The following is a 20,515-nucleotide window of genomic DNA, read 5'->3' as shown; positions in this document are numbered from 1 at the left end:
CCATGCGAAAGCACCATCCGAAGAACGAAAGGATCAAGCGCCGCTATCTGGCCTATCTGGAAGAGGCGAAGCGCCAGTCGCCGGCCAGTGTCGACCAGGCGGCGGCGGCGATCGCGCAATTCGAGGCGTCGACCCGCTGGAGGGATTTTGCCCGCTTTCATATCGAACAAGCGCGAGCCTTCAAGCGCGAATTGGCCGCTCAGAGAAATGCCGCGACGGGCAAGCCGCTGGCGAAAGCTACGATCCATTCGCGGCTGATGGCGCTGAAGGCGTTCTTCCACTGGCTGGCGGGCCAGTCGGGCTATCGCCGGATCAGCTATTCCGACGTGGACTATTTCAACCCGTCTGCCAATGACAGCCGCGTCGCCACCGCGCGGCGCGAGAAACCGGCGCCGAGCATCGATCAGGTGCGCCATGTGGTGAACTCGATTGCCATCGAGAACGACATCGACCGGCGCGACCGCGCATTGATCGCCTTCGCGCTGCTTTCGGGTGCGCGCGACGACGCCATCGCCTCTCTAGCGCTTCGCCATGTCGACACCGAGCGGCGAACCGTGTTTCAGGATGCGCGTTGCGTGCGCACCAAGAACCGCAAGACCTTCACGTCATGGTTCTTCCCTGTCGGCGATGACATCGAGGCGATCGTCACCGACTGGATCGCGCATCTGAAATGCGATCTCCTGTTTGGGCCGGATGATCCGCTGTTTCCGGCAACCCGCGTCGCGCTTGATCACAACGGCTATTTCGGCCCGGCCGGTGTCGACCGCACATTCTGGAAATCGGCGGATGCGATCCGTCGCATTTTTCGCCAGCGCTTCGCGGCGGCAGGCTTGCCCTATTTCAATCCGCATTCGCTCCGCACGACATTGGCGCGGCTGGGCGAAAAGGTTTGCCAGTCGCCGGAAGCGTTCAAGGCCTGGAGCCAGAACCTCGGCCACGAACAGGTGCTGACGACGTTTACCAGCTATGGTGCTGTTGCCAGCCACCGGCAGGCCGAGATCTTCGATGCGTTGCGCAGGCATGGCGGGGGGCTTCGCGATGGCGCGCCGGACGCCGCAACGATACAGCATGTGCTGGATCATCTGCGCGAAAACGCAGGTTAGTCAAGCTGACGTCGCCGGGTTGCGTCACGGCCTGTTTCCGATTCAATAAGTGCGAGGGCAGAGCGACGGCGGTCGCAAGTCAGTCGGGGATGGAATGTACGAAAACGCATTCAACCAGATCGAGCGGGCGCTGCGCGCGGAAGAGGGCGTGGCCAACGAGCTGGACTATGTCGAGCAGACCTCCTGGGTGCTGTTCCTCAAATATCTGCACGACCTCGAAAGCGAGCGGCGCGACCGCGCCGAGCTGAACGGGGAGGCCTACCAGCCGATCATCGACGGGCCGCACCGGTGGGATGTGTGGGCAGCGCCTAAGGACAGGGCGGGCGACTTTGACCACAACGCGGCCAAGGTTGGCGACGATCTGGTGACCTTCGTCGACCGCGAGCTCTTTCCCTATCTCGCGTCCTTCCGGCAGTCGGCCACCGGGCCGCGTACCATCCAGTACAAGATCGGCGAGGTGTTCACCGAACTCCGCTCGAAATTCCGTTCAGGGTATATCCTGCGCGACGTGCTGGAGATCATCGACGGGCTGTCGTTCAACACTCAAGATCAGCGCCACGAGCTGTCGCAACTCTACGAGACGCGCATACGCCGCATGGGCAATGCGGGCCGCAACGGCGGCGAATATTACACTCCACGGCCGCTGATCCGCGCCATGATCAAGGTCGTCGATCCGAAGATCGGCGAGACGATCTATGACGGCGCCGTCGGCTCGGCGGGCTTCCTGTGCGAGGCCTATGACTATTTGCGCGCCGGCAAGCTGTCGGCGTCCGACTACGAGACGCTGCAGACCAAAACCTTCTTCGGGCAGGAGAAGAAGGGGCTGGCCTACATCATCGGCATCATGAACATGATCCTGCACGGCATCGAGGCGCCGAACCTGGTCCACACCAACTCGCTCAACGAGAACGTGATGGATATCCAGGAGAAGGATCGCCACGACCTCGTGCTGGCCAATCCGCCCTTCGGCGGCGGCGAGCGGCGCGAGGTGCAGCAGAACTTTCCGATCCGCAGCGGCGAGACGGCCTATCTCTTCCTGCAGCATTTCATCAGGAAACTGCGCGCCGGCGGCCGCGCGGCGATCGTCATCAAGAACACGTTTCTGAGCAACACGGACAACGCTTCCGTGGCGCTGCGGCGCGAGCTGCTGGAGGCGTGCGAGCTGCACACAATCCTCGACTGCCCGCAGGGCACGTTCCAGGGTGCCGGCGTCAAGACCGTGGTGCTGTTCTTCGAGAAAGGCGCTCCGACGCGCGACATCTGGTTCTATCAGCTCGACCCCGGCCGCAGCCTTGGCAAGACCAACCCGCTCAATGACGACGACCTCGCCGAATTCGTGACGCTGCAGAAGACGCGGGCGACCGGGCCAAAGAGCTGGATCGTCGACCGCGCCGGCCTCGACGCCGAAACGTGCGACATATCGGTGAAGAACCCCAACGCGCCGGCGGCGGCGGCGCTGCGCAACCCTGAAGAGATCATCGAAGCTATGCTGGCGCGTGACGCCGAGACGGCGGCGATCCTGGAAAACATCCGGGGGATGCTGTGAAAGCGGGGTGGTCCACCAAGAGGCTCGACGCAGTCGGCACTCTTCAGCGCGGCTTTGACCTGCCCGCACCACAGCGTACGCCAGGACCTTATGCACTCGTCACGTCAAGCGGTCCCACCGACACACACACTGAAGCGAAGGTCAGAGGGCCGGGAGTGGCAACAGGGCGTAGCGGTAGCATCGGGAACGTCTTCTTTGTCGAAGGCGACTTCTGGCCGCTCAACACGGCGCTGTATGTCAAGGATTTCCACGGGAACGAACCTCGGTTCGTCTACTACCTGCTGCAGCTCATCGGGCTGGAGCGGTTTGCCACAGGGGCCGGCGTACCGACGCTCAATCGAAATGACGTTCACGGCGAGCTTGTAGCAGTTCCAGATTCACGCGACGAACAGCGGCGGATCGTTGCCATTCTGGACGAGGCTTTCGAGGGGCTGGACCGCGCCCGCGCAAATGCCGAGGCCAATCTAGCAAGCGCGCGGGAGTTGTTTGAGGTACGCCGTGCGGAAATCTTCTCTCGGGACGCGGAAGGCGAAGACGTTGCCCTTGGAGAGGTTTGCACCAATTTCGAGTATGGGACGGCGGCAAAATCGAAGCCTACTGGTGCGATACCAGTACTGCGGATGGGCAATCTTCAGGATGGCGAGATTGACTGGAGTGATCTTGTCTATTCTGACGATGAAGCAGATTGTTCGCGCTACCTGCTGAGAGCTGGAGACGTCTTATTCAATCGAACGAATAGCCCGGCACACGTCGGCAAAACTTCGATATTTGATGGCACGCGTCGCGCAATCTTTGCCGGGTATCTCATACGGGTAACCCCTGACAAGAAGAAGCTACGGCCGGAATTCCTGAATCATTTTTTGAACAGCGACATTGCGAGGGAATACGGTCATTCGGTGATGGGAACCAGCGTTAATCAAGCTAATATCAGCGCCGGGCGCCTGAGGGGCTATAGGATGCGGTTGCCATCACTTGCTCGGCAATCTGAACTTGTCGACGAACTTGATGAATTGAAGAGAGCCATAAAGCCACTTCAGGCGACCTTCCGTGCGAAAATTCGAGATGTCGCTGACCTTCGCCAGTCTCTCCTACAAAAAGCCTTCGCAGGCGAGCTGACATAGTCCCAACCGGGGGGGCCGATCATCATGACCACTTCAAAGCGCAAGCCCGGCGACATCAATCCGAACGACCAGATACTGATCGCGCGGACGGACCGGCCGGGCACCGACCACCTGCAATATGTCTGGGTGCTGGTCTGCGCGCGGCGCGAGCCCGGCGGCGCGATCTGCGGCCACCGCTACGGGGCGAACGGCTCCGACTTCCACCTACGCAAATGCCCCAAATGCCAGGGTGGCGCGCCCGGGCTGGAGATCTAGGGGCTGTTGTGAGCGGTGCAGGAACAAGCAAGGCGAGTTGATGCCTTTTCGCGGACCGACCGACCTAGCGACAGACTGGGCGAGCAACCACGATGGCAGTCTGGAGGCGCTTCGCCGCGTCCAGGGCAATCTTACGGTCGACCTGATCATGGTGCGACGGGACGCCTTCGACACATGCTCGCTCGATGAAACAGCCGCCCAGATCAAGCGGCGCAACGCCAAACAGTTCAGTTATTTCCCAGTTGCCGACGCCGAGGAGCAGATACTCGGCCTCTACAATGCAGAACGGTGGTTCACAGTCGTCCCGCCGGACACGAGAGTGGCGGACGATTTCGAGGGGCTGTCCGAAGACATGCTCATCGGCGCGGACGCAAGTATTGTGGACTTTGTCGTCCAGGCCGACTCGCATCCGACCAACCTCGTCGTTTCCGGTCGGCAGATCGCTGGACTGGTCAGTCTTTCCGACATTCAACAATTGCCGGCGCGCGCTGCGATTTTCGCATTGATCACCAGCCTTGAAATGGCAATGTCCCTGGCGATCTCAGGGCGGTATCCTAACTGCGGCGACTGGATGGCCTTGCTCAGCGAGGAACGACGCATTGGACTCCTGGAGGAAATCGAGAAGGCCCAGCAACGAGACATATTCCTCAGCGAAATCGCCTTTACACAAATCCACGACAAGGCATGTATCGTGGGCAAGTCGGGGCTGCTGGACCGTAGCCGGACCAGCGTCGAAAAATCGTTCAAGAAAATCCGCGCGCTACGCGACAACGTCGCGCACGCGAACAACTATGCAGCGACCCCTGCCGAAGCACGTAGCGTTTGCGGTGTCGTCCGAGACGTTTACAAAATGAAATCAGAGTTGTTGAAAGTGATCGAGCAAACGTAAGAGTTGCGGCTAGTCGAGTCCACGGGCTGAGCGGACTCGGAAACATGGCTCTAGAGGGAGACGCGGGGTGCCTCCTCCCATCGAGAAGAAACTGCGACTGCCGATCCGACTGGTCGACGGAACCTGGGAGCTTGAGTTCGGGGGAACGATCCCGGTTCGCGACGGTCAGATCGCCGAACTGGTCGTGCCGGTTTCCGCGATCACAGACCCGCGGCTGGTTCACGCCATGAGGTCGGTCGCCTTTATCAATATACTGAAACGCGGCACGAAGCTGCGGGCCCATCTCGCAACAAAGGACTTCGAAGGCGTGTCCGACGACCAGCGAAAGTGCCTGCTGCGGTGGAATGATTGGCGGAAGGAAGTGGCGTCGGCGGGGATCGAGAACTGGAGCGGCGGGCCGTTGCACTTCTTCGAACTGACGATCGGACCTGCGACGGAAAAACAATCACGCGATCTGCTCACGTCGACGGGCGGGCTCTGGTTGATCGTCAAGGGCGGCAAGGCGAAGGGGCTGCAATCTTCGCAGTTCGAACTGCCTGCCTGTGTTTCCGACAAGCCGGCCGGGAGCCTGAACCATGCCTTCACGATCCTTTCGGAAGTCTACGAGCCGTGGCGCATCTCGCACACCGGCAACGTCTACGATCGGTTTCTCTACAAGGAAGCAAACGGGCTCTGGTATCCGCTCTCGCATCTTCGCGATTTCAGATTGGCAAAACAGGAAGAGGCTATCGCGTATGGTCTCTGGCAGCAGTTCCTAGGCCGCATGTCCAGCGCGGGAGCCGGAAGGCCGTGAGCATCTACGACGAGACCGAAGCCGAGACCCGTACAAACCGCATCCTGCCGGTGCTGCAGGCGGCCGGATGGGGCAAGATTGACGGTTCGCGAATCCGCGAGGAGCTGATCTGTCCGGGCCGCATCCAGTCGGGGGGAACGCGCGGTAAGGCGCTGTCCTGCGATTACGTGCTCATGCACAAGGGGCACAAGCTGGCGGTGCTGGAAGCAAAGCGCGCCGGCATCAGCCATCGCAACGGCGTCGGCCAGGCCAAGGACTACGCCGGGCGGCTCGGCGCGCGCTTCGCCTACGCATCCAACGGGCTTACCTGGTACGCCATCGACATGGCGAGCGGCGCGGAAGGCGACCTTACGCTTCCCTTCCCGACGCCCGACGAGCTTTGGGCGCGAACCTTCGCCGATCACAATAACTGGCGCGAGCGCTTCGGCGCGGTCGATTTCGAGACCGACGGCGGCAAGTGGGAACTGCGTTACTACCAGCACAAGGCGATTACCGCAGCACTTGAGGCCATCGCCAAGGGCGACCGACGCATCCTGCTGACGCTCGCCACCGGCACCGGAAAAACATCGATCGCCTTCCAGATCGCGTGGAAGCTGTTCCATGCAAAGTGGAACCTGACAGGCGAGCCGGTGCGCCGCCCCCGCATCCTGTTCCTCGCGGACCGCAATATTCTCGCCGACCAGGCCTACAATTCGTTCTCGGCTTTCCCGAGCGATGCAGTGACGCGGATCGACCCCGACACGATCCGCAAGAACGGCGGCCGGGTGCCGAAGAATGCCAGCATCTTCTTCACGATCTTCCAGACTTTCATGGTCGAGCGGGGCATGACCGGCGAGAGCGAACCGGTCTTCACGCAATATCCGGCCGACTTCTTCGACTTCATCATCATCGATGAATGCCATCGCGGCGGCGCCAACGACGAGAGCGAGTGGCGTGCGTTGCTGGAGTATTTCGAACCGGCCGCGCAGCTTGGCCTGACGGCAACGCCGAAGCGCAAGCACAACGCCGATACCTACGCCTATTTCGGCGAGCCGGTTTACACCTATGCGCTGCGCGACGGCATCGAGGACGGCTTCCTGACGCCGTTCAAGGTTCGCCAGATGGCGAGCACGATCGACGAATACGTCTATGATGGCAGCGACCAGCTTATCGCCGGCACGGTTCAAGACGGCGAGAGTTTCGGCGAGCGCGACTTCAACACGCGCATCGTGATCCGCGAACGCGAGCTAAGCCGCGTCAGGGAATTCATGAACCAGACCGACCAGCGGCAGAAGACGCTGGTCTTCTGTGCCACGCAGGACCACGCGGCACTCGTGCGCGATCTGATCAACCAGGTGAAGACCAGCACAAATCCGAACTATTGCCACCGCGTCACCGCCAATGACGGTGCCGTTGGCGAACAGCACCTTCGCGACTTCCAGGACAACGACAAGACAATCCCGACAATGCTGACCACGTCACAGAAGCTTTCGACCGGCGTTGACGCGCGCAACGTGCGCCACATCGTCCTGATGCGGCCGATCCGTTCGATGATTGAATTCAAGCAGATCATCGGGCGCGGGACGCGAACCTATGAGGGCAAGGACTTCTTCACCATCTGGGATTTCGTGAAGGCGCACGAGAATTTCAACGATCCCGAATGGGATGGCGAGCCGCTGGAGCCGGAACCGCCCGGCGATCCACGATTGCCGAAACCGACCGGCGAGGGCGCCGACGGCGAGCCGGAAGGCGGCGGCGAAGATGGAGGCGATGACCAGCCGCCTCGCGAGAAGATCAAGGTGCAGCTTTCCGACGGCAAGGTTCGCGCGATCCAGTACGTAGCCACCACGACCTACTGGAGCCCGGACGGCAGGCCGATTTCGGCCGCGCAATTCCTGGAGCGGCTGTTCGGTGACCTGTCGGCGATGATCCCTGACGAGGATGCGCTCCGCAAGGTCTGGAGCGACCCGGACAATCGCGAGCACTTCCTGCAGCAGCTTCTCGATCGCGGCTACGATCAAGACCGGCTAGACGACATGCGCCGGCTCATCGACGCGCCGGACAGCGACCTCTTCGACGTGCTGTCCTACATCCTCTTTATCCATCCACCTAAGAGCCGCGTCGACCGGGCCAACCATGTCAGGGCTTCCGGCATGTCCGATTTCGAGGGCGAGATGCGCGAGCTGATAGCGAGCATCCTGCAGGCCTATGCTGCCAACGGCGAAGGCGAACTGGGAACCCAGAAACTCGGCCATTACCTCACTGCGCGTTATGGCAGCGTCGGCGAGGGCAAAGCGAAGCTCGGCGATCTCGGCACGATACGCGGCGCTTACAGGACCATGCAGCAGAGGCTTTACGAGAATTGACGCGGGCGGTGCTGCGGCAGGCTGTCGCACCGTTCGCGTGATCTGCAATGCCAGGCGCTTTTGGGCATTTACGACGGGATTTGTTGGTATCTTTGTTGGTATCGTGAGAATCGAACAGAAAAAGATTTCATTATAACAATCCCATAGTTCGAGAGTGCGATGCCTCTCCTGGCACCAGTTCACCTTCCCGAAGGTGAACGCGAGCTGTCAAGGCCTCGCCATCTCGCAAGATCGCCTGGCGGGAAGCGCGCGAGACCCATCCTCGTCAGCCTGCCACGCCCCTCTGCGGGCAGTGCCCCGACGAAGGCGCTCATTCATTGCCGGGATCGGCGTTGCGTGACCGCCCATCGGCCACCGCCTTGGCGATATCCTCGATACTGCGCAGGGCGATGTCGCGCTGCGGGAACGGAATTCCGATTCCGGCCTTGGCGAGCTCGCGATAGACCTCGAACGCCAGCTCCGAGCCGGGAACGCGCCATGCTGAGATTTCAGCGATTGGCGGCACCGCGTGAACGCACCGCGCCGAGCGCCTTTTCCAGCGTCGCTTCGGCACGGCGGCGCGCCTCGGCGTCGAGCTTGCCGACGTCGAGGAAGAGCGAAAGGCCGCTTCCGGTTTCGCTGATCGTATCCGGCTGGTCGCCGCCGCGCTCGTAAATGCCCTCGACCGCATAAGGCACGACCTCGCCCGAAATGCCCTTCAGCGTGATCGGCTCGAGCACCCGGGCACGCACCCGCTCGCGCACATGCGCCCAGGTCTCGTAGGCGATCACGATGCCGCCCGGTTCGGCGATGTGCTGCAGACGCGCGGCAAGGTTCGCTTCGGCGCCGATGATGGTGTAGTCCATCCGGTCTGCGGAGCCGAAATTGCCGACATTGCAGTAGCCGGTATTGATGCCCATGCGGACCTCGAACGGCTTTTCGATGCCGCGCCGTCGCCATTCGGCCTTGAGCTCGACCATCCGCCGCTGCATGGCGATCGCCATGTCCAGACAGGCGTTGGCATCCTCGCGCGCACCCTTCGTGGTGGGATCGCCGAAGAACGCGAGGATGGCGTCGCCGACGAACTTGTCGACGGTCGCGCCGTGGGCGTGGGCAATCACCGACATTTCCGTGAAATATTCGTTGAGCAGGCTGGTGAGCTCCTCCGGCTGGAGGTGTTCCGACGTTTCGGTGAAGTCCTTGATGTCGGAAAAGAAGATCGTCAGCTTCTTGCGCTCGGTCGAAAGCGTTACGTCCTTCTCGCCCGAGAAGATGCTCTTGTAGACCTGCGGCGACAGATATTTCGAGATTTTCATCGAGACCGAAGCGAGGAAGCCGTTGGCCTCCTCCAGCTCGCGGTTCATGCGCCGGAACGCGTTTGCCTGGCGCCAGTTGAGACCGGTAAGCGCGATGCCGAAGGCGCCGGCGGCAGCGAAATACAGGAACAGATATTTGAAAGAGAGGATATTGGTCGCGATCGGCTGGTGAACGGTGATCGCCTGGATGCCACGGACGTCGCCGACCTGCCAGTCATGGCGGGGGCTGAGCGGATGCGAATTGTGGCACGACACGCAGGCCTGACCCAGCACCACAGGCACCGCCATGCGAATGCGGCGTTCGAACAGCGAACCCTCGATTTCACTCGCCACCGCTTCCGGATCGCGCGAGGCACGAAAAGCGGCAAGCGCAGCCTTCTCGAACGTGTCGAGGGTGTGCGGCGCCCTGTTGGCGAATGTGGCGTCCGACACGAAACGGTAGCCGATCTCCTCGCCGCCACGCGTCCCGATGACGTTGCCGAGCTCCAGCGAAAGCGTAGCCGGAATGGGCACGGCACCGGGAATGTCCTCATAGTTGTGCGCGGCAATACTGTCGCCTTCGAATCCCTGCACCCGGGCGACGACGTTGGCGCCGTAGTAGCCGCGGATGTCGTTCAGCATGCCGTTGAGTGTCCGGGCCTGAACGGTCAGGGCGCGATCGGACAGGTTCTTGAGGTCCATCCAGACCGCGACCGGAAGCAGGACCAGCGCCAGCGCGACGACGGCGCCAAGCAGCCACGGTCGCTCCGCTGCGTAAAGCCATAGGCGTTCAACGGGGCGTTCGGCATTGTCGGCGGAGGTCGGCACGGGCATTCTCCGTTCTTGCCGGTAAGGGCAGGACGCGAAGATAGCCAAACGCCGGGCGCGTGACGAGCCGGCTTCCACGCGCGGCTGCTACAGCGGCGAAAGCGACGGAGTTAGCACGAGAGAGATATTGGTGGAGCCAAGGGGAGTCGAACCCCTGACCTCTTGAATGCCATTCAAGCGCTCTCCCAACTGAGCTATGGCCCCACACCCGGCCGAAGCCGGCGCCGTTTCCGGCGAAGAGGTCTTGCTTCGGCGGACCGAAGCCAAGTGCTGGCGGCTTCTATCTCCGCGCGCGGCGAAGATCAAGCCCGGCGGACGGCCTGATCCGCAAATTCGTCGCAACCCGATATCGGCGCCGGAGGAACCCATGGATCGAAGCGACGCCGGCCGCGAAAATCGCGTCGGCGGATGGCCGGATCAGGTTTCCTCGTCGTCCTCACCGCCAACGCCAATGATGCCGCTGACGTCGTCATCCTCCTCCTCGTCTTCGAGGAAGGTATCGTCGTCATCGTCACCAAGGTCGACGTCGTCATCATCGTCGTCGCCATCGACGTCGGGTGCATTGTCCGACGACTTGCCGGATTCCTCCTCGTCGGCCTCCTCGAGCGAGACGATTTCGGCGCCGCTCTCCTCTGCATCGAGTTCCTTTTCGACCACTTCCTCTTCCTCCTCCACCGAGGAGCCATCCTCGAAGTAGGAGAGCGGGTAGGTCGCGCCAGTATAGGGCGACACGATCGGATCCTTGTTCAGATCGTAGAATTTGCGCCCGGTCTCGGGGCAGATGCGCTTGGTGCCTAATTCCGGTTTCGCCACGGCAACCCTCGTCGTGATGGCGGCCCGCATCCGTCCGGCTGTGCCGCCGGGCGCCTCGTTTCTGGCGGGCCTGCTTCCTGAAAAAAAGATCGGTCCCCATAAACACAGAATGCCCGGCTGTCAAAGGCAAATGGCTGCAGTTTTTCCCGGTGCGCGTCGGCTTGCCGGGCAGGGATGACCGGCATGCAAAGCCGTGATAGGAAACCGCCGCCGGCGAACCTGAATCCCGCTTCGGATGCGGACGCCGGAGACGCCGGGACCAGCACCATGAACGCTCACGCCAAACCCATGCCGGCAACGGCCAGCAAATCGCCAGCGCTCGCAGGCCAAGTACGGGTGCCGGGCGACAAGTCGATCTCGCACCGCTCATTGATGCTGGGCGGGCTCGCCTCTGGCGAAACCCGCATCACTGGCCTGCTGGAGGGCGAGGACGTCCTGCGCACCGGCGATGCCATGCGCGCCATGGGCGCCCGTATCACTCGGCAAGGCTCGGAATGGATCGTCACCGGCACCGGCAATGGCTGCCTCCTGGAACCGGAAGCGCCGCTCGACTTCGGTAATGCCGGCACCGGTTCGCGCCTGACGATGGGCCTGGTCGGTCCCTACGAGATGACGACGCGCTTCATCGGCGACGCATCGCTGTCGAAGCGCCCGATGGGCCGTGTGCTCGACCCGCTGCGGCAGATGGGCGTGCAGGTTCTGGAAGCCGGCGCCGGCGATCGCATGCCGCTGACGCTGCGCGGGCCGCGCCACGCCGCGCCGATCACGTACCGGGTGCCGATGCCGTCGGCGCAGGTGAAGTCGGCCGTGCTGCTCGCCGGACTCAACGCGCGCGGCGTCACCACAGTCATCGAACCGGTGAAAACACGCGACCATACCGAAAAGATGCTGGCCGGCTTCGGCGCGGCGATCGAGGTCGAGACCCCGGCCGACGGCGAACGCCACATCCGCGTCGAAGGGCAGGGCAGGCTGGCGGGACAGGTGATCGCGGTGCCGGGCGACCCGTCGTCCGCCGCCTTCCCGCTGGTGGCGGCGCTGATCGTGCCCGGTTCCGACGTCGTGATCGAAAACGTGCTGATGAACGAAAGCCGTACCGGGCTGGTTACCACCCTGATCGAGATGGGTGCCGACATCTCTTTCGAGAACCGCCGCGACACCGGCGGCGAAGAGGTTGCCGATCTGCGGGTACGGGCCTCGGAACTTGCGGGCGTTGTCGTGCCGCCGGAACGCGCGCCGTCGATGATCGACGAATACCCGGTGCTCGCCGTCGCCGCCGCCTTCGCGAAAGGCGAGACCAAAATGCTGGGCCTCGATGAATTGCGGGTCAAGGAAAGCGACCGCCTTGCCGCTGTGGCGCGCGGGCTGGAAGCGAACGGTGTCGACTGCGAAGAGGGTGCCGACACGCTCGTCGTGCGCGGCCGTCCCGACGGCAAGGGCATCGGCGGCGGCACGGTCGAGACCCACCTCGACCACCGCATCGCCATGGCGTTCCTGGTGATGGGCCTGGCGGCAGAAAAGCCGGTGACGATCGACGACCGGGCCATGATCGCGACCAGCTTCCCCGAATTTCTGACGCTGATGACGGGGCTGGGGGCGGAGATTGCGTAGATGTACCAGCCGCCGCATTTCCGCGAGGACGATCCTGCGACGCAGCATGCGCTGATAAGGGCGCATCCGCTCGGCCTGCTGATCACCGCCGAGGCCGACGGCGCGCCGGTCGCCAACCTCATTCCGTTCCATCTCGACGGCGCGCCCGGCAAGGGGCGGCTTCTCGGCCACATGGCGCGCGCCAACCGGCAATGGCAAGCCATCCGCGACGGCGCCAGGGTACTGGTCGTGTTCCAGGGTGAAGAGGCCTACATCTCGCCGAGCTGGTACGCCGCCAAGGCCGAGACCGGCAAGGTGGTGCCGACCTGGAACTATGCCGTCGTCCAGGTGCGCGGCCCGGCGCGGGCGATCGAGGATCGCGACTGGCTCCGGCACCAGGTCGGCCTGATCACCGGCGAGCATGAAGGCAAGCGCGCCGCTCCCTGGGCCGTCGAAGACGCGCCGCCGCCCTTCGTCGAGGCACAGCTGAAAGGCATCGTCGGCGTCGAGATCGCGATTGCCGAAATCGAAGGCAAGTGGAAGGTCAGCCAGAACCGGCCGGAGGCCGACATCGCCGGCGTGACCGCCGGACTGGAGGATGCCGCGAGCGCGCATAACAACCCGGCGATGGCGGCTTTGGTGCGCGAACGCGGGTCAAAACGCCAAAGCTGAAAGGAAAGACCAGATGGCAGTCAAGGTCGCGATGATCGTCGGCGGCGGATCGGGCATGGGTGCGGCCGCCGCACGCAAGCTTGCGGGCGACGGATTTTCTGTCGCGGTGATGTCGTCTTCGGGCAAGGGCGAAGCGCTCGCCAGGGAGTTGGGCGGACTCGGCTTCACCGGCTCCAATCTGGAACCCGACGACCTGAAGCGGTTCTTCGAGCTGACCATGGAACGCTTCGGCCGCATCGACGCCGTGGTCAACGGCGCCGGCCATGGACCAAAAGGCCCGGTACTGGAGATCAGCGACGACGACTGGCACCGCGGCATGGATTTCTACCTGCTCAATGTCGTGCGCATGGCGCGCCTGGTGACGCCGGTGATGCAGGCACAGAAATCGGGCGCCATCGTCAACATCTCGACCTACGCCACCTTCGAGCCTGAGGCGGCGTTTCCGACCTCCGGCGTCTTCCGCGCCGGTCTCGCCGCCTTCACCAAGCTTTTCGCCGACGAATATGCCGGCGCCAATATCCGCATGAACAACGTCCTGCCGGGCTTCATCGATTCCCTGCCGGAGAAGGAAGACCGCCGCAGCCGCATCCCGATGGGCCGCTACGGCACGGTCGACGAAGTGGCCGAGCTGATCGCCTTCCTGGCGTCGGAAAAATCCGGCTACATCACCGGCCAGAACTTTCGCATCGACGGCGGCATCACCAGGGGCGTGTGAGGGCTGACGAGCGGAATCTTGTCCACTAGGACATAATTCCTCTTACTCTTCAGGCTCCGAAGAAAGGAGCCGTCGATGCCTATTCCTTGCTTGCCTGACACAAACGTCATGGTGCGTATCCGAGCCGAGATGGCGGCGCTACGCCTTCGTTTCGCGTTCGAGCGGCTTCGAATGAAGGCCGGTTTCAATCCCAACCAACCGCGCGTGCCGGCAGGCAACCCGGATGGCGGGCAATGGACAGCCGGGGAGATGGGCCGCGGGCCGTCGGCGAGGCTGGGAAGGGGGCGCCGTTCGCACACATCAGCAACGACCAGCGCTGACGGATCGCTGAATACACGCATTGTCCGCGACCGTTCCGGCGACAAACCCTGGTCATCCTATGCCGAAAGCCACCGTCGCTCCGACGGGAAGCTCGTCTCGCGAACGGTGACGAACCGCGATGGCAGCCGAATTGGCGCAGAACCACTGTCTCCACGGGCTGAACGGAATACGGTCACCCTGAAAGATGGAGTTCGCTTCACTTTCGAGAACGATGGCGACACTTTCCGGGTGATCGACAGCAAAGGGCGCCTCATCAGCGAGGCCGTCTGGACCGCGAACGGTCCCAAGCCACAGCCCATCCCGACGCCAGCCTTCATCGACTCACGCAGTGCCAACGACACGCTACTTGCAGGGGCCGCTCTATTCAATTGGCTCTCCAGTCTGGAAACTCCTGGTCTGGCGGCCGTCGCCGTATTCAACGCTACTGAGTTCCTGAGCCGCGACGGGCGACCGAGGCTTCAAGCTGAATGGCTTGGGCAGAGAGCGGACCAGGAGATCGACACGCTTTGCAAGAAGTCTGGACTGGTAAAGGAACTCGCGGAGGGCGCTGCCGCCAGTTCGCCTCAGGGATTGTACCGTAGCGCAGCGGCTAGAGGGACCGACATCCACGTCAAGGTCAAGAAGGAAGTCGACAAGCTTGCGAACGATGACTTCCGGGCGGAGCTATCAATTCTTAAGGCAGCCGAAGATAGGCGCGCTGAGGTATCAAATTACGGTATGCGAGATTCGATTCGAATCGACATCTTCGAGAGACTCGGCGACCTGGTATGTGTCTACGATCTGAAAACCGGCAAAAGGCGTCTGAGCGGAGGTCGTATTCACGAAATCGCAGACAATGTTTACAGCGTCTACCCACGGACACGCCGTATCCTCGTTATCGAAGTGAGGGTAAAGTGAAGTAGGTCGCATGAGCAGCCCATCTCGCACGAAACGCCTGCTTACGCCCCTCTTGAGGCGCAATTCCGATGTCGTCTACACAAGAGACCGGGCCGTGCTGCTACCAATTCGCAATGTGCTTCGGTCCATTCACCTCGACCAGACCTCCATGAAGGGCATCTTTCGACCCGCTTGGTCCGTGACGGACCTGCTCTTCATGCAGCCTTCACCGGGCATTGACGGTTTCATCTTGTACCATCGTTACAGCACGGGCCCAGACTTCTATGGCGATCTGGACGAGCAAGCTCAATCGGACACGCTGTGTGCGCTGATCGAAGAGCACACGATACCATTCCTAAGGTCGGTTGATTCGTTCGAAACATACTATCGGCTTCGGATCCATTGCCTTCAGCCGATCGCATCGTGGCCGGCCATGCATTTCCGCCTGGAACTTGCATTGGGACATTTCGAGATCGCGCATTACCTCGTCAGCAAACACCGCAGCGAGTGGTTTGCCAACCCAGAGTTTAGCAAGACGCAGTCGCTGGTTTCTCTTCTCGAAAAACATGACCACGCGGGTATTGCCGCGCTCCTCCACGAATGGGAAGCGATCACGGCAAAAAACTTCAAGATCGAGCATCTCTGGGAACCGACGCCCTTCCCCTTTGAGACGGCTTGAAGGCAGGCGGTGCATCGATCCTCCGCTAGGCGCGCTGCAGGCCGAGTGGCGCGCGGAAAGCGCAAGCGCCGGCCGGCGGAAGAAGAATGATCGCCCGCGTCATCGCGCCCTTGCCTTTCGACATGCCTTCCGCTTCAACCCCGGCATGAGCTTGATCATCGCCATCGACGGGCCGGCCGCGTCCGGCAAGGGCACGCTGGCGCGCCGGCTGGCGGTCCGATACGGGTTGCGCCACCTCGATACCGGGCTCACCTACCGAGCCGTCGGTCATGCTCTGCTGGCAGACGGCAAGCCTCTCGATGACGAGGCCCTCGCGCTGGAGGCGGCGCGCGGCATCGATCCTGGCGCGCTCGACCGGACGGTTTTGTCGCAACATAGCGTCGGCGAAGCCGCCTCGAAGGTCGCCGTGATGCCGAGGGTACGCCAGGTGCTGGTCGAAAAGCAGCGCGCCTTCGCCGCCGCGCCGCCCGGCGCGGTGCTCGACGGCCGCGATATCGGCACCGTGGTGTGCCCCGACGCCGCAGTGAAGCTCTACGTGACGGCAGGTGCCGAGGTCAGGGCGACGCGGCGCTACCGCGAGATCGTCGACGGCGGCGGGACGGCCGACTATGCCGCGATCCTCGCCGACATCGAGCGCCGCGACGCGCGCGACATGGGACGGGCCGATTCGCCGCTCAAGCCGGCGGCCGACGCGCACTTGCTCGACACGTCCGAAATGGATATAGAAGCCGCGTTCCGGGCGGCGAAGGCGATCATCGACGACCGCATCGCGGCGCGGAACACGCTCTGAGGCAAGGCGGCGTCCCGCTTTCCCCGCCAGACGGGGAAGGGGCGAACCGCCCTTTTGCTTTGGAGGGTCAAACAGCCCGTCCGCATCCGGATGCACCGGACCGCCGCCGAAAGCGGCAATTGCTCGATCAGAGCGGGGTGCGGGACAGGCCAACGCAACACGAACCGCCGGTGCCGCCCGCCATGCCGGGCACCCAGGAGTTTCAATGTCACAATCCAATCCCACCCGCGAGGATTTCGCGAGCCTTCTCGAAGAGTCCTTCCAGGAAACCAATGCCGGCGAAGGCCAGGTCGTGAAGGGCACGGTCACCGCCATCGAGAAGGACATGGCCATCATCGACGTCGGCCTGAAGGTCGAGGGCCGCGTTCCGCTGAAGGAGTTCGGCGCCAAGTCGAAAGACGGCCAGCTCAATGTCGGTGATACGGTCGAGGTTTATGTCGAGCGCATCGAGAACGCGCTTGGCGAGGCGATGCTGTCGCGCGAAAAGGCCCGCCGCGAGGAGAGCTGGGCGCGCCTCGAGGAGAAGTTCGCCAAGAACGAGCGCGTCGAGGGCATCATCTTCAACCAGGTCAAGGGCGGCTTCACCGTCGATCTCGACGGCGCCGTGGCCTTCCTGCCTCGCTCCCAGGTCGACATCCGGCCGATCCGCGACGTCACCCCGCTGATGCACAATCCCCAGCCATTCGAGATCCTCAAGATGGATCGCCGCCGCGGCAACATCGTCGTATCGCGCCGCACGGTTCTCGAAGAGAGCCGCGCCGAGCAGCGCTCGGAGATCGTGCAGAACCTCGAAGAGGGCCAGGTGGTCGAGGGTGTGGTCAAGAACATCACCGATTACGGCGCCTTCGTCGACCTCGGCGGCATCGACGGCCTGCTCCACGTGACCGACATGGCGTGGCGCCGCGTCAACCATCCGACCGAAATCCTGTCGATCGGCCAGACCGTCAAGGTGCAGATCATCCGCATCAACCAGGAAACCCACCGCATCTCGCTCGGCATGAAGCAGCTCGAAGCGGATCCGTGGGAAGACATCGGCACCAAGTACCCGCTCGGCAAGAAGATTACCGGCACGGTCACCAACATCACCGACTACGGCGCCTTCGTGGAGCTGGAGCCCGGGATCGAGGGCCTCATCCACGTGTCCGAGATGTCGTGGACCAAGAAGAACGTGCATCCGGGCAAGATCCTGTCGACCTCGCAGCAGGTCGACGTGGTGGTGCTCGAGGTCGACCCGCAGAAGCGCCGCATCTCGCTCGGCCTCAAGCAGACGCTGGAAAACCCGTGGGAGGCGTTCGCCGCCAACCATCCGATCGGCAGCCAGGTCGAGGGCGAGGTCAAGAACAAGACCGAGTTCGGCCTGTTCATCGGGCTCGAGGGCGATGTCGACGGCATGGTGCACCTTTCGGACCTCGACTGGACGCGTCCGGGCGAGCAGGCGATCGAGGAGTACAACCGCGGCGACGTGGTCAAGGCCCAGGTGCTCGACGTCGACGTGGAGAAGGAACGCATCTCGCTTGGCATCAAGCAGCTGTCGCGTGATGCCGTCGGCGATGCCGCGGCCTCCGGGGATCTGCGCAAGAACGCCATCGTCACCTGTGAAGTCACCGCCATCAAGGACGGCGGCATCGAGGTGCGGCTGGTCGACCACGACCTGGACAGTTTCATCCGTCGCGCCGACTTGTCGCGCGACCGCGACGAACAGCGTCCGGAGCGTTTCGCGGTCGGCCAGAAAGTCGACGCCCGCGTGACGATGTTCGACAAGAAGACGCGCAAGATCAACGTGTCGATCAAGGCGCTCGAGATCGCCGAGGAGAAGGAGGCGGTGGCCCAGTACGGCTCGACCGACTCCGGCGCCTCGCTCGGCGACATTCTGGGCGCCGCGCTGAAGAAGCAGGGCGACAACTGATCAGCCTGAGCGGCGGTCGGATCGCCGACCGTCAAGCGTGAAGACAAGGCCCCGCTGGTTTGCGCCGGCGGGGCCTTTTCCTTGCTGGCCTCCGAGCGGAAGCAGTCAGTTCGCGGCGACCTCGCCTGCAAGCAGCCACATGCACATCGCCTCGATATCGGCGAGCCAGCGCTTGCGGTCGAAATGGCGCGGTTCCGCCAAAACGACGTATCGGCGCGCGCCGAGCGCGGCCGAAAACGCCGCCTCGACCTCATGGTCGGCAGGCCGGCGCGGCAGGTCCGTACATGCCGCAACCGCGCGCTTCCAAGCCCCGAGCAGTTCCTCGTAAGCGCGGCGGTGGTGCTTCGGCTCGGCATACTCGTTTTCGATCAGGAGCATCGTGCGGTCGAAATAGGGAAGGTCGGCCGGCTTCGGGTTGGCGGTCAGCCGCACCAGAAGCCCCAACCGCTCACGCCATGTGCCGGCAGCTGTAATCACATCGACCTCGATGCGATCGAGCAGTTCGTCGATGGCATGGCGTTCATAGCCGGAAAGCAGCGCCAGCCGGTTTGGGAAATAGTCGTACAGCGTACCGACTGCGATGCCCGCCTCGGCGGCAACGTTGCGCGTCGTCACCCGATCCCAGCCGTCACGGCACAGAATCCGAACAAAGGCCTCGTAGATGGCCTTGACCGTCGCCCTGGCGCGCGGCTGGGCCGGGCGTTTCAGCGGTTTGCGACGCGCTTCGGCAACCTTCCCGACATCCCCCGCAAATCCGAACCGGGCACGGCCAACGCGATGATATGGTTGCTTCATGCGAAATCCGGGAGGAACGGGATGGACAAGGCAACGGCAAGCATAGCGCGGATCGAAACCAACAAGAACGACCTTGGCAACATTCGGGTGATCAGCGGGCCGGCCCCGGCAGCGGCGGGCGACGGCGAAGTGGTGCTGCGGCTCGATCGTTTCGCGCTGACCACCAACAACATCACCTACGCCGCGTTGGGCGATGCGCCAGGGCTGACCTATTGGCAATTCTTTCCGACAGACCATGAGGGCTGGGGCCATATGCCGGTCTGGGGGTTCGCGGATATCGTCTCTTCCGGCGTCGAAGGCATCGAGGTCGGTGAACGTTTCTACGGCTATTTCCCGATCGCCGAGATGCTGCGCATGCACCCGATACGCGTCAGCCCGCGCGGCTTTTATGACGGCGCCGAACATCGGCAAGGGCTCGTATCGGCCTACAACCAGTATCAGCGCTGCTCGACCGACGCGGCGTATGTCGCCGACCGCGAGGCGCTGCAGGTGATCCTCCGGCCGCTCTTCATCACCTCCTTCGTGCTCGACGACTATCTGCGCGACAACGACTTTTTCGGCGCCGAGCAGATCGTCGTCTCCAGCGCTTCGGCCAAGACGGCATTCGGAGCCGCGTTTTGCATGAAGGCTAACGGTGCGCCGCATCGCATCGGCCTGACCTCGGCGGCAAACCGGGATTTCGTCACCGGCCTAGGCTTCTACGGCAGCACGGCGGTCTATGAGGAGATCGAGCAACTCGACGCGTCCGTACCCACGATCTACGTCGACTTTGCCGGCAAGGACACGCTCAGGCAGCGCATGCACGCGCGTTTCGGCGGCAAGCTGGTCCATGATTGTCTTGTCGGCGCCACCCGGACGTCGACCTTCGACGCCACGACGGCGCGGGACGGAGGCCCGACCTTTTTCTTCGCGCCGAATCAGATCCGAAAGCGCAATGCCGACTGGGGTGCGGCCGAAATGACGCGCCGCTTCAACGAGATGCAGATCGCCTTCTTCACCCACCTTGCGACATCCGGCGCCGGCGCACTGGTGGTCGAGGACCATCGCGGCGCGGAGGCGGCCGCACAGGTGATCCGCACGCTGACCGCAGGCAGTTCCGATCCGCGCAGCGGCCACGTCGTCAGCATGGGTTGAACCGCGCCGGCTGACTGCCCAACCGCAAATATTCCACATTCAGCATCAAGATTGCTCGGTGAGGTGGCCGTCC

General features: G+C 62.9%; 19 protein-coding genes and 1 tRNA gene. 15 read left to right on the top strand and 5 right to left on the bottom strand.

The window, feature by feature from the left end; translation table 11 throughout:
- The first annotated feature begins 2 nt into the window (after nucleotides 1-2).
- The 7 genes from FQ775_RS19740 to hsdR all read left to right on the top strand — a co-directional run bounded on the left by FQ775_RS19740 (nucleotide 3) and on the right by hsdR (nucleotide 8,052).
- Nucleotides 3-1,103 (top strand): tyrosine-type recombinase/integrase, encoded by a 1,101-nt coding sequence (locus tag FQ775_RS19740; protein ID WP_146298766.1) that lies wholly within the window; start codon nucleotides 3-5, stop codon nucleotides 1,101-1,103.
- A gap of 94 nt (nucleotides 1,104-1,197) precedes the next feature.
- Complete coding sequence (locus FQ775_RS19735) at nucleotides 1,198-2,649, top strand: class I SAM-dependent DNA methyltransferase (protein WP_146298767.1); 1,452 nt, start codon at nucleotides 1,198-1,200, stop codon at nucleotides 2,647-2,649.
- Nucleotides 2,646-3,770 (top strand): restriction endonuclease subunit S, encoded by a 1,125-nt coding sequence (locus tag FQ775_RS19730; RefSeq protein ID WP_146298768.1) that lies wholly within the window; start codon nucleotides 2,646-2,648, stop codon nucleotides 3,768-3,770. Before FQ775_RS19735 ends, FQ775_RS19730 begins: the two co-directional genes overlap by 4 nt.
- Nucleotides 3,771-3,794: 24 nt before the next feature.
- The gene (locus FQ775_RS19725) at nucleotides 3,795-4,025 is read left to right on the top strand and encodes a hypothetical protein (protein ID WP_146298769.1); all 231 of its coding nucleotides are present in this window, start codon (nucleotides 3,795-3,797) and stop codon (nucleotides 4,023-4,025) included.
- A 40-nt stretch (nucleotides 4,026-4,065) separates the two neighbouring features.
- Nucleotides 4,066-4,914 (top strand): hypothetical protein, encoded by an 849-nt coding sequence (locus FQ775_RS19720; protein ID WP_146298770.1) that lies wholly within the window; start codon nucleotides 4,066-4,068, stop codon nucleotides 4,912-4,914.
- A gap of 226 nt (nucleotides 4,915-5,140) precedes the next feature.
- Nucleotides 5,141-5,707 (top strand): hypothetical protein, encoded by a 567-nt coding sequence (locus FQ775_RS19715; protein WP_146298771.1) that lies wholly within the window; start codon nucleotides 5,141-5,143, stop codon nucleotides 5,705-5,707.
- A gap of 2 nt (nucleotides 5,708-5,709) precedes the next feature.
- Nucleotides 5,710-8,052, top strand: coding sequence for an EcoAI/FtnUII family type I restriction enzme subunit R (hsdR, locus tag FQ775_RS19710; RefSeq protein WP_146301862.1), 2,343 nt, complete (start codon nucleotides 5,710-5,712; stop codon nucleotides 8,050-8,052).
- 310 nt (nucleotides 8,053-8,362) lie between these two features.
- Here hsdR and FQ775_RS19705 read toward each other — a convergent pair whose 3' ends face one another.
- The 4 genes from FQ775_RS19705 to FQ775_RS19690 all read right to left on the bottom strand — a co-directional run bounded on the left by FQ775_RS19705 (nucleotide 8,363) and on the right by FQ775_RS19690 (nucleotide 10,967).
- Nucleotides 8,363-8,557: a hypothetical protein gene (locus FQ775_RS19705; RefSeq protein WP_146298772.1), complete on the bottom strand. Its 195-nt coding sequence runs from the start codon at nucleotides 8,555-8,557 to the stop codon at nucleotides 8,363-8,365.
- Nucleotides 8,541-10,028, bottom strand: coding sequence for an adenylate/guanylate cyclase domain-containing protein (locus FQ775_RS19700; RefSeq protein WP_246730397.1), 1,488 nt, complete (start codon nucleotides 10,026-10,028; stop codon nucleotides 8,541-8,543). The genes FQ775_RS19705 and FQ775_RS19700 overlap by 17 nt, the downstream gene beginning before the upstream one ends.
- A gap of 254 nt (nucleotides 10,029-10,282) precedes the next feature.
- A tRNA-Ala gene (locus FQ775_RS19695) sits at nucleotides 10,283-10,358 on the bottom strand.
- Between the two features lie 213 nt (nucleotides 10,359-10,571).
- The gene (locus FQ775_RS19690) at nucleotides 10,572-10,967 is read right to left on the bottom strand and encodes a TIGR02300 family protein (protein ID WP_146298774.1); all 396 of its coding nucleotides are present in this window, start codon (nucleotides 10,965-10,967) and stop codon (nucleotides 10,572-10,574) included.
- Nucleotides 10,968-11,234: 267 nt separating this feature from the next.
- Here FQ775_RS19690 and aroA point away from each other — a divergent pair, with 267 nt between their 5' ends.
- From aroA to rpsA, 7 genes are all read left to right on the top strand, one after another.
- Nucleotides 11,235-12,575, top strand: a complete 1,341-nt coding sequence (gene aroA, locus FQ775_RS19685; RefSeq protein WP_146298775.1) for a 3-phosphoshikimate 1-carboxyvinyltransferase — start codon at nucleotides 11,235-11,237, stop codon at nucleotides 12,573-12,575.
- Nucleotides 12,576-13,226 (top strand): FMN-binding negative transcriptional regulator, encoded by a 651-nt coding sequence (locus FQ775_RS19680; RefSeq protein ID WP_146298776.1) that lies wholly within the window; start codon nucleotides 12,576-12,578, stop codon nucleotides 13,224-13,226.
- A gap of 13 nt (nucleotides 13,227-13,239) precedes the next feature.
- Nucleotides 13,240-13,941, top strand: coding sequence for an SDR family oxidoreductase (locus tag FQ775_RS19675; protein WP_146298777.1), 702 nt, complete (start codon nucleotides 13,240-13,242; stop codon nucleotides 13,939-13,941).
- A gap of 75 nt (nucleotides 13,942-14,016) precedes the next feature.
- Entirely contained in the window at nucleotides 14,017-15,159 is a 1,143-nt protein-coding gene (locus FQ775_RS19670; protein WP_146298778.1) for a hypothetical protein, read from the top strand.
- 148 nt (nucleotides 15,160-15,307) lie between these two features.
- Complete coding sequence (locus tag FQ775_RS19665) at nucleotides 15,308-15,817, top strand: hypothetical protein (protein WP_146298779.1); 510 nt, start codon at nucleotides 15,308-15,310, stop codon at nucleotides 15,815-15,817.
- 145 nt (nucleotides 15,818-15,962) lie between these two features.
- Nucleotides 15,963-16,607 carry a (d)CMP kinase gene (gene cmk / locus FQ775_RS19660; RefSeq protein ID WP_146298780.1) on the top strand — a complete coding sequence of 215 codons (645 nt, stop codon included), beginning with the start codon at nucleotides 15,963-15,965 and terminating at the stop codon, nucleotides 16,605-16,607.
- Between the two features lie 205 nt (nucleotides 16,608-16,812).
- Nucleotides 16,813-18,513, top strand: coding sequence for a 30S ribosomal protein S1 (rpsA, locus tag FQ775_RS19655; RefSeq protein ID WP_146298781.1), 1,701 nt, complete (start codon nucleotides 16,813-16,815; stop codon nucleotides 18,511-18,513).
- A gap of 105 nt (nucleotides 18,514-18,618) precedes the next feature.
- Here the strand turns inward: rpsA and FQ775_RS19650 are convergent, their stop codons facing one another.
- Complete coding sequence (locus FQ775_RS19650; protein WP_146298782.1) at nucleotides 18,619-19,308, bottom strand: TetR/AcrR family transcriptional regulator; 690 nt, start codon at nucleotides 19,306-19,308, stop codon at nucleotides 18,619-18,621.
- Nucleotides 19,309-19,329: 21 nt separating this feature from the next.
- Here FQ775_RS19650 and FQ775_RS19645 point away from each other — a divergent pair, with 21 nt between their 5' ends.
- Entirely contained in the window at nucleotides 19,330-20,442 is a 1,113-nt protein-coding gene (locus FQ775_RS19645) for a DUF2855 family protein (RefSeq protein ID WP_146298783.1), read from the top strand.
- Nucleotides 20,443-20,515 lie beyond the last annotated feature (73 nt).

The organism is Nitratireductor mangrovi (assembly GCF_007922615.2).
In the GTDB taxonomy this organism is placed as follows: Bacteria; Pseudomonadota; Alphaproteobacteria; order Rhizobiales; family Rhizobiaceae; genus Mangrovimarina; species Mangrovimarina mangrovi.
This window is presented reverse-complemented; position numbering and strand designations above follow the sequence as displayed.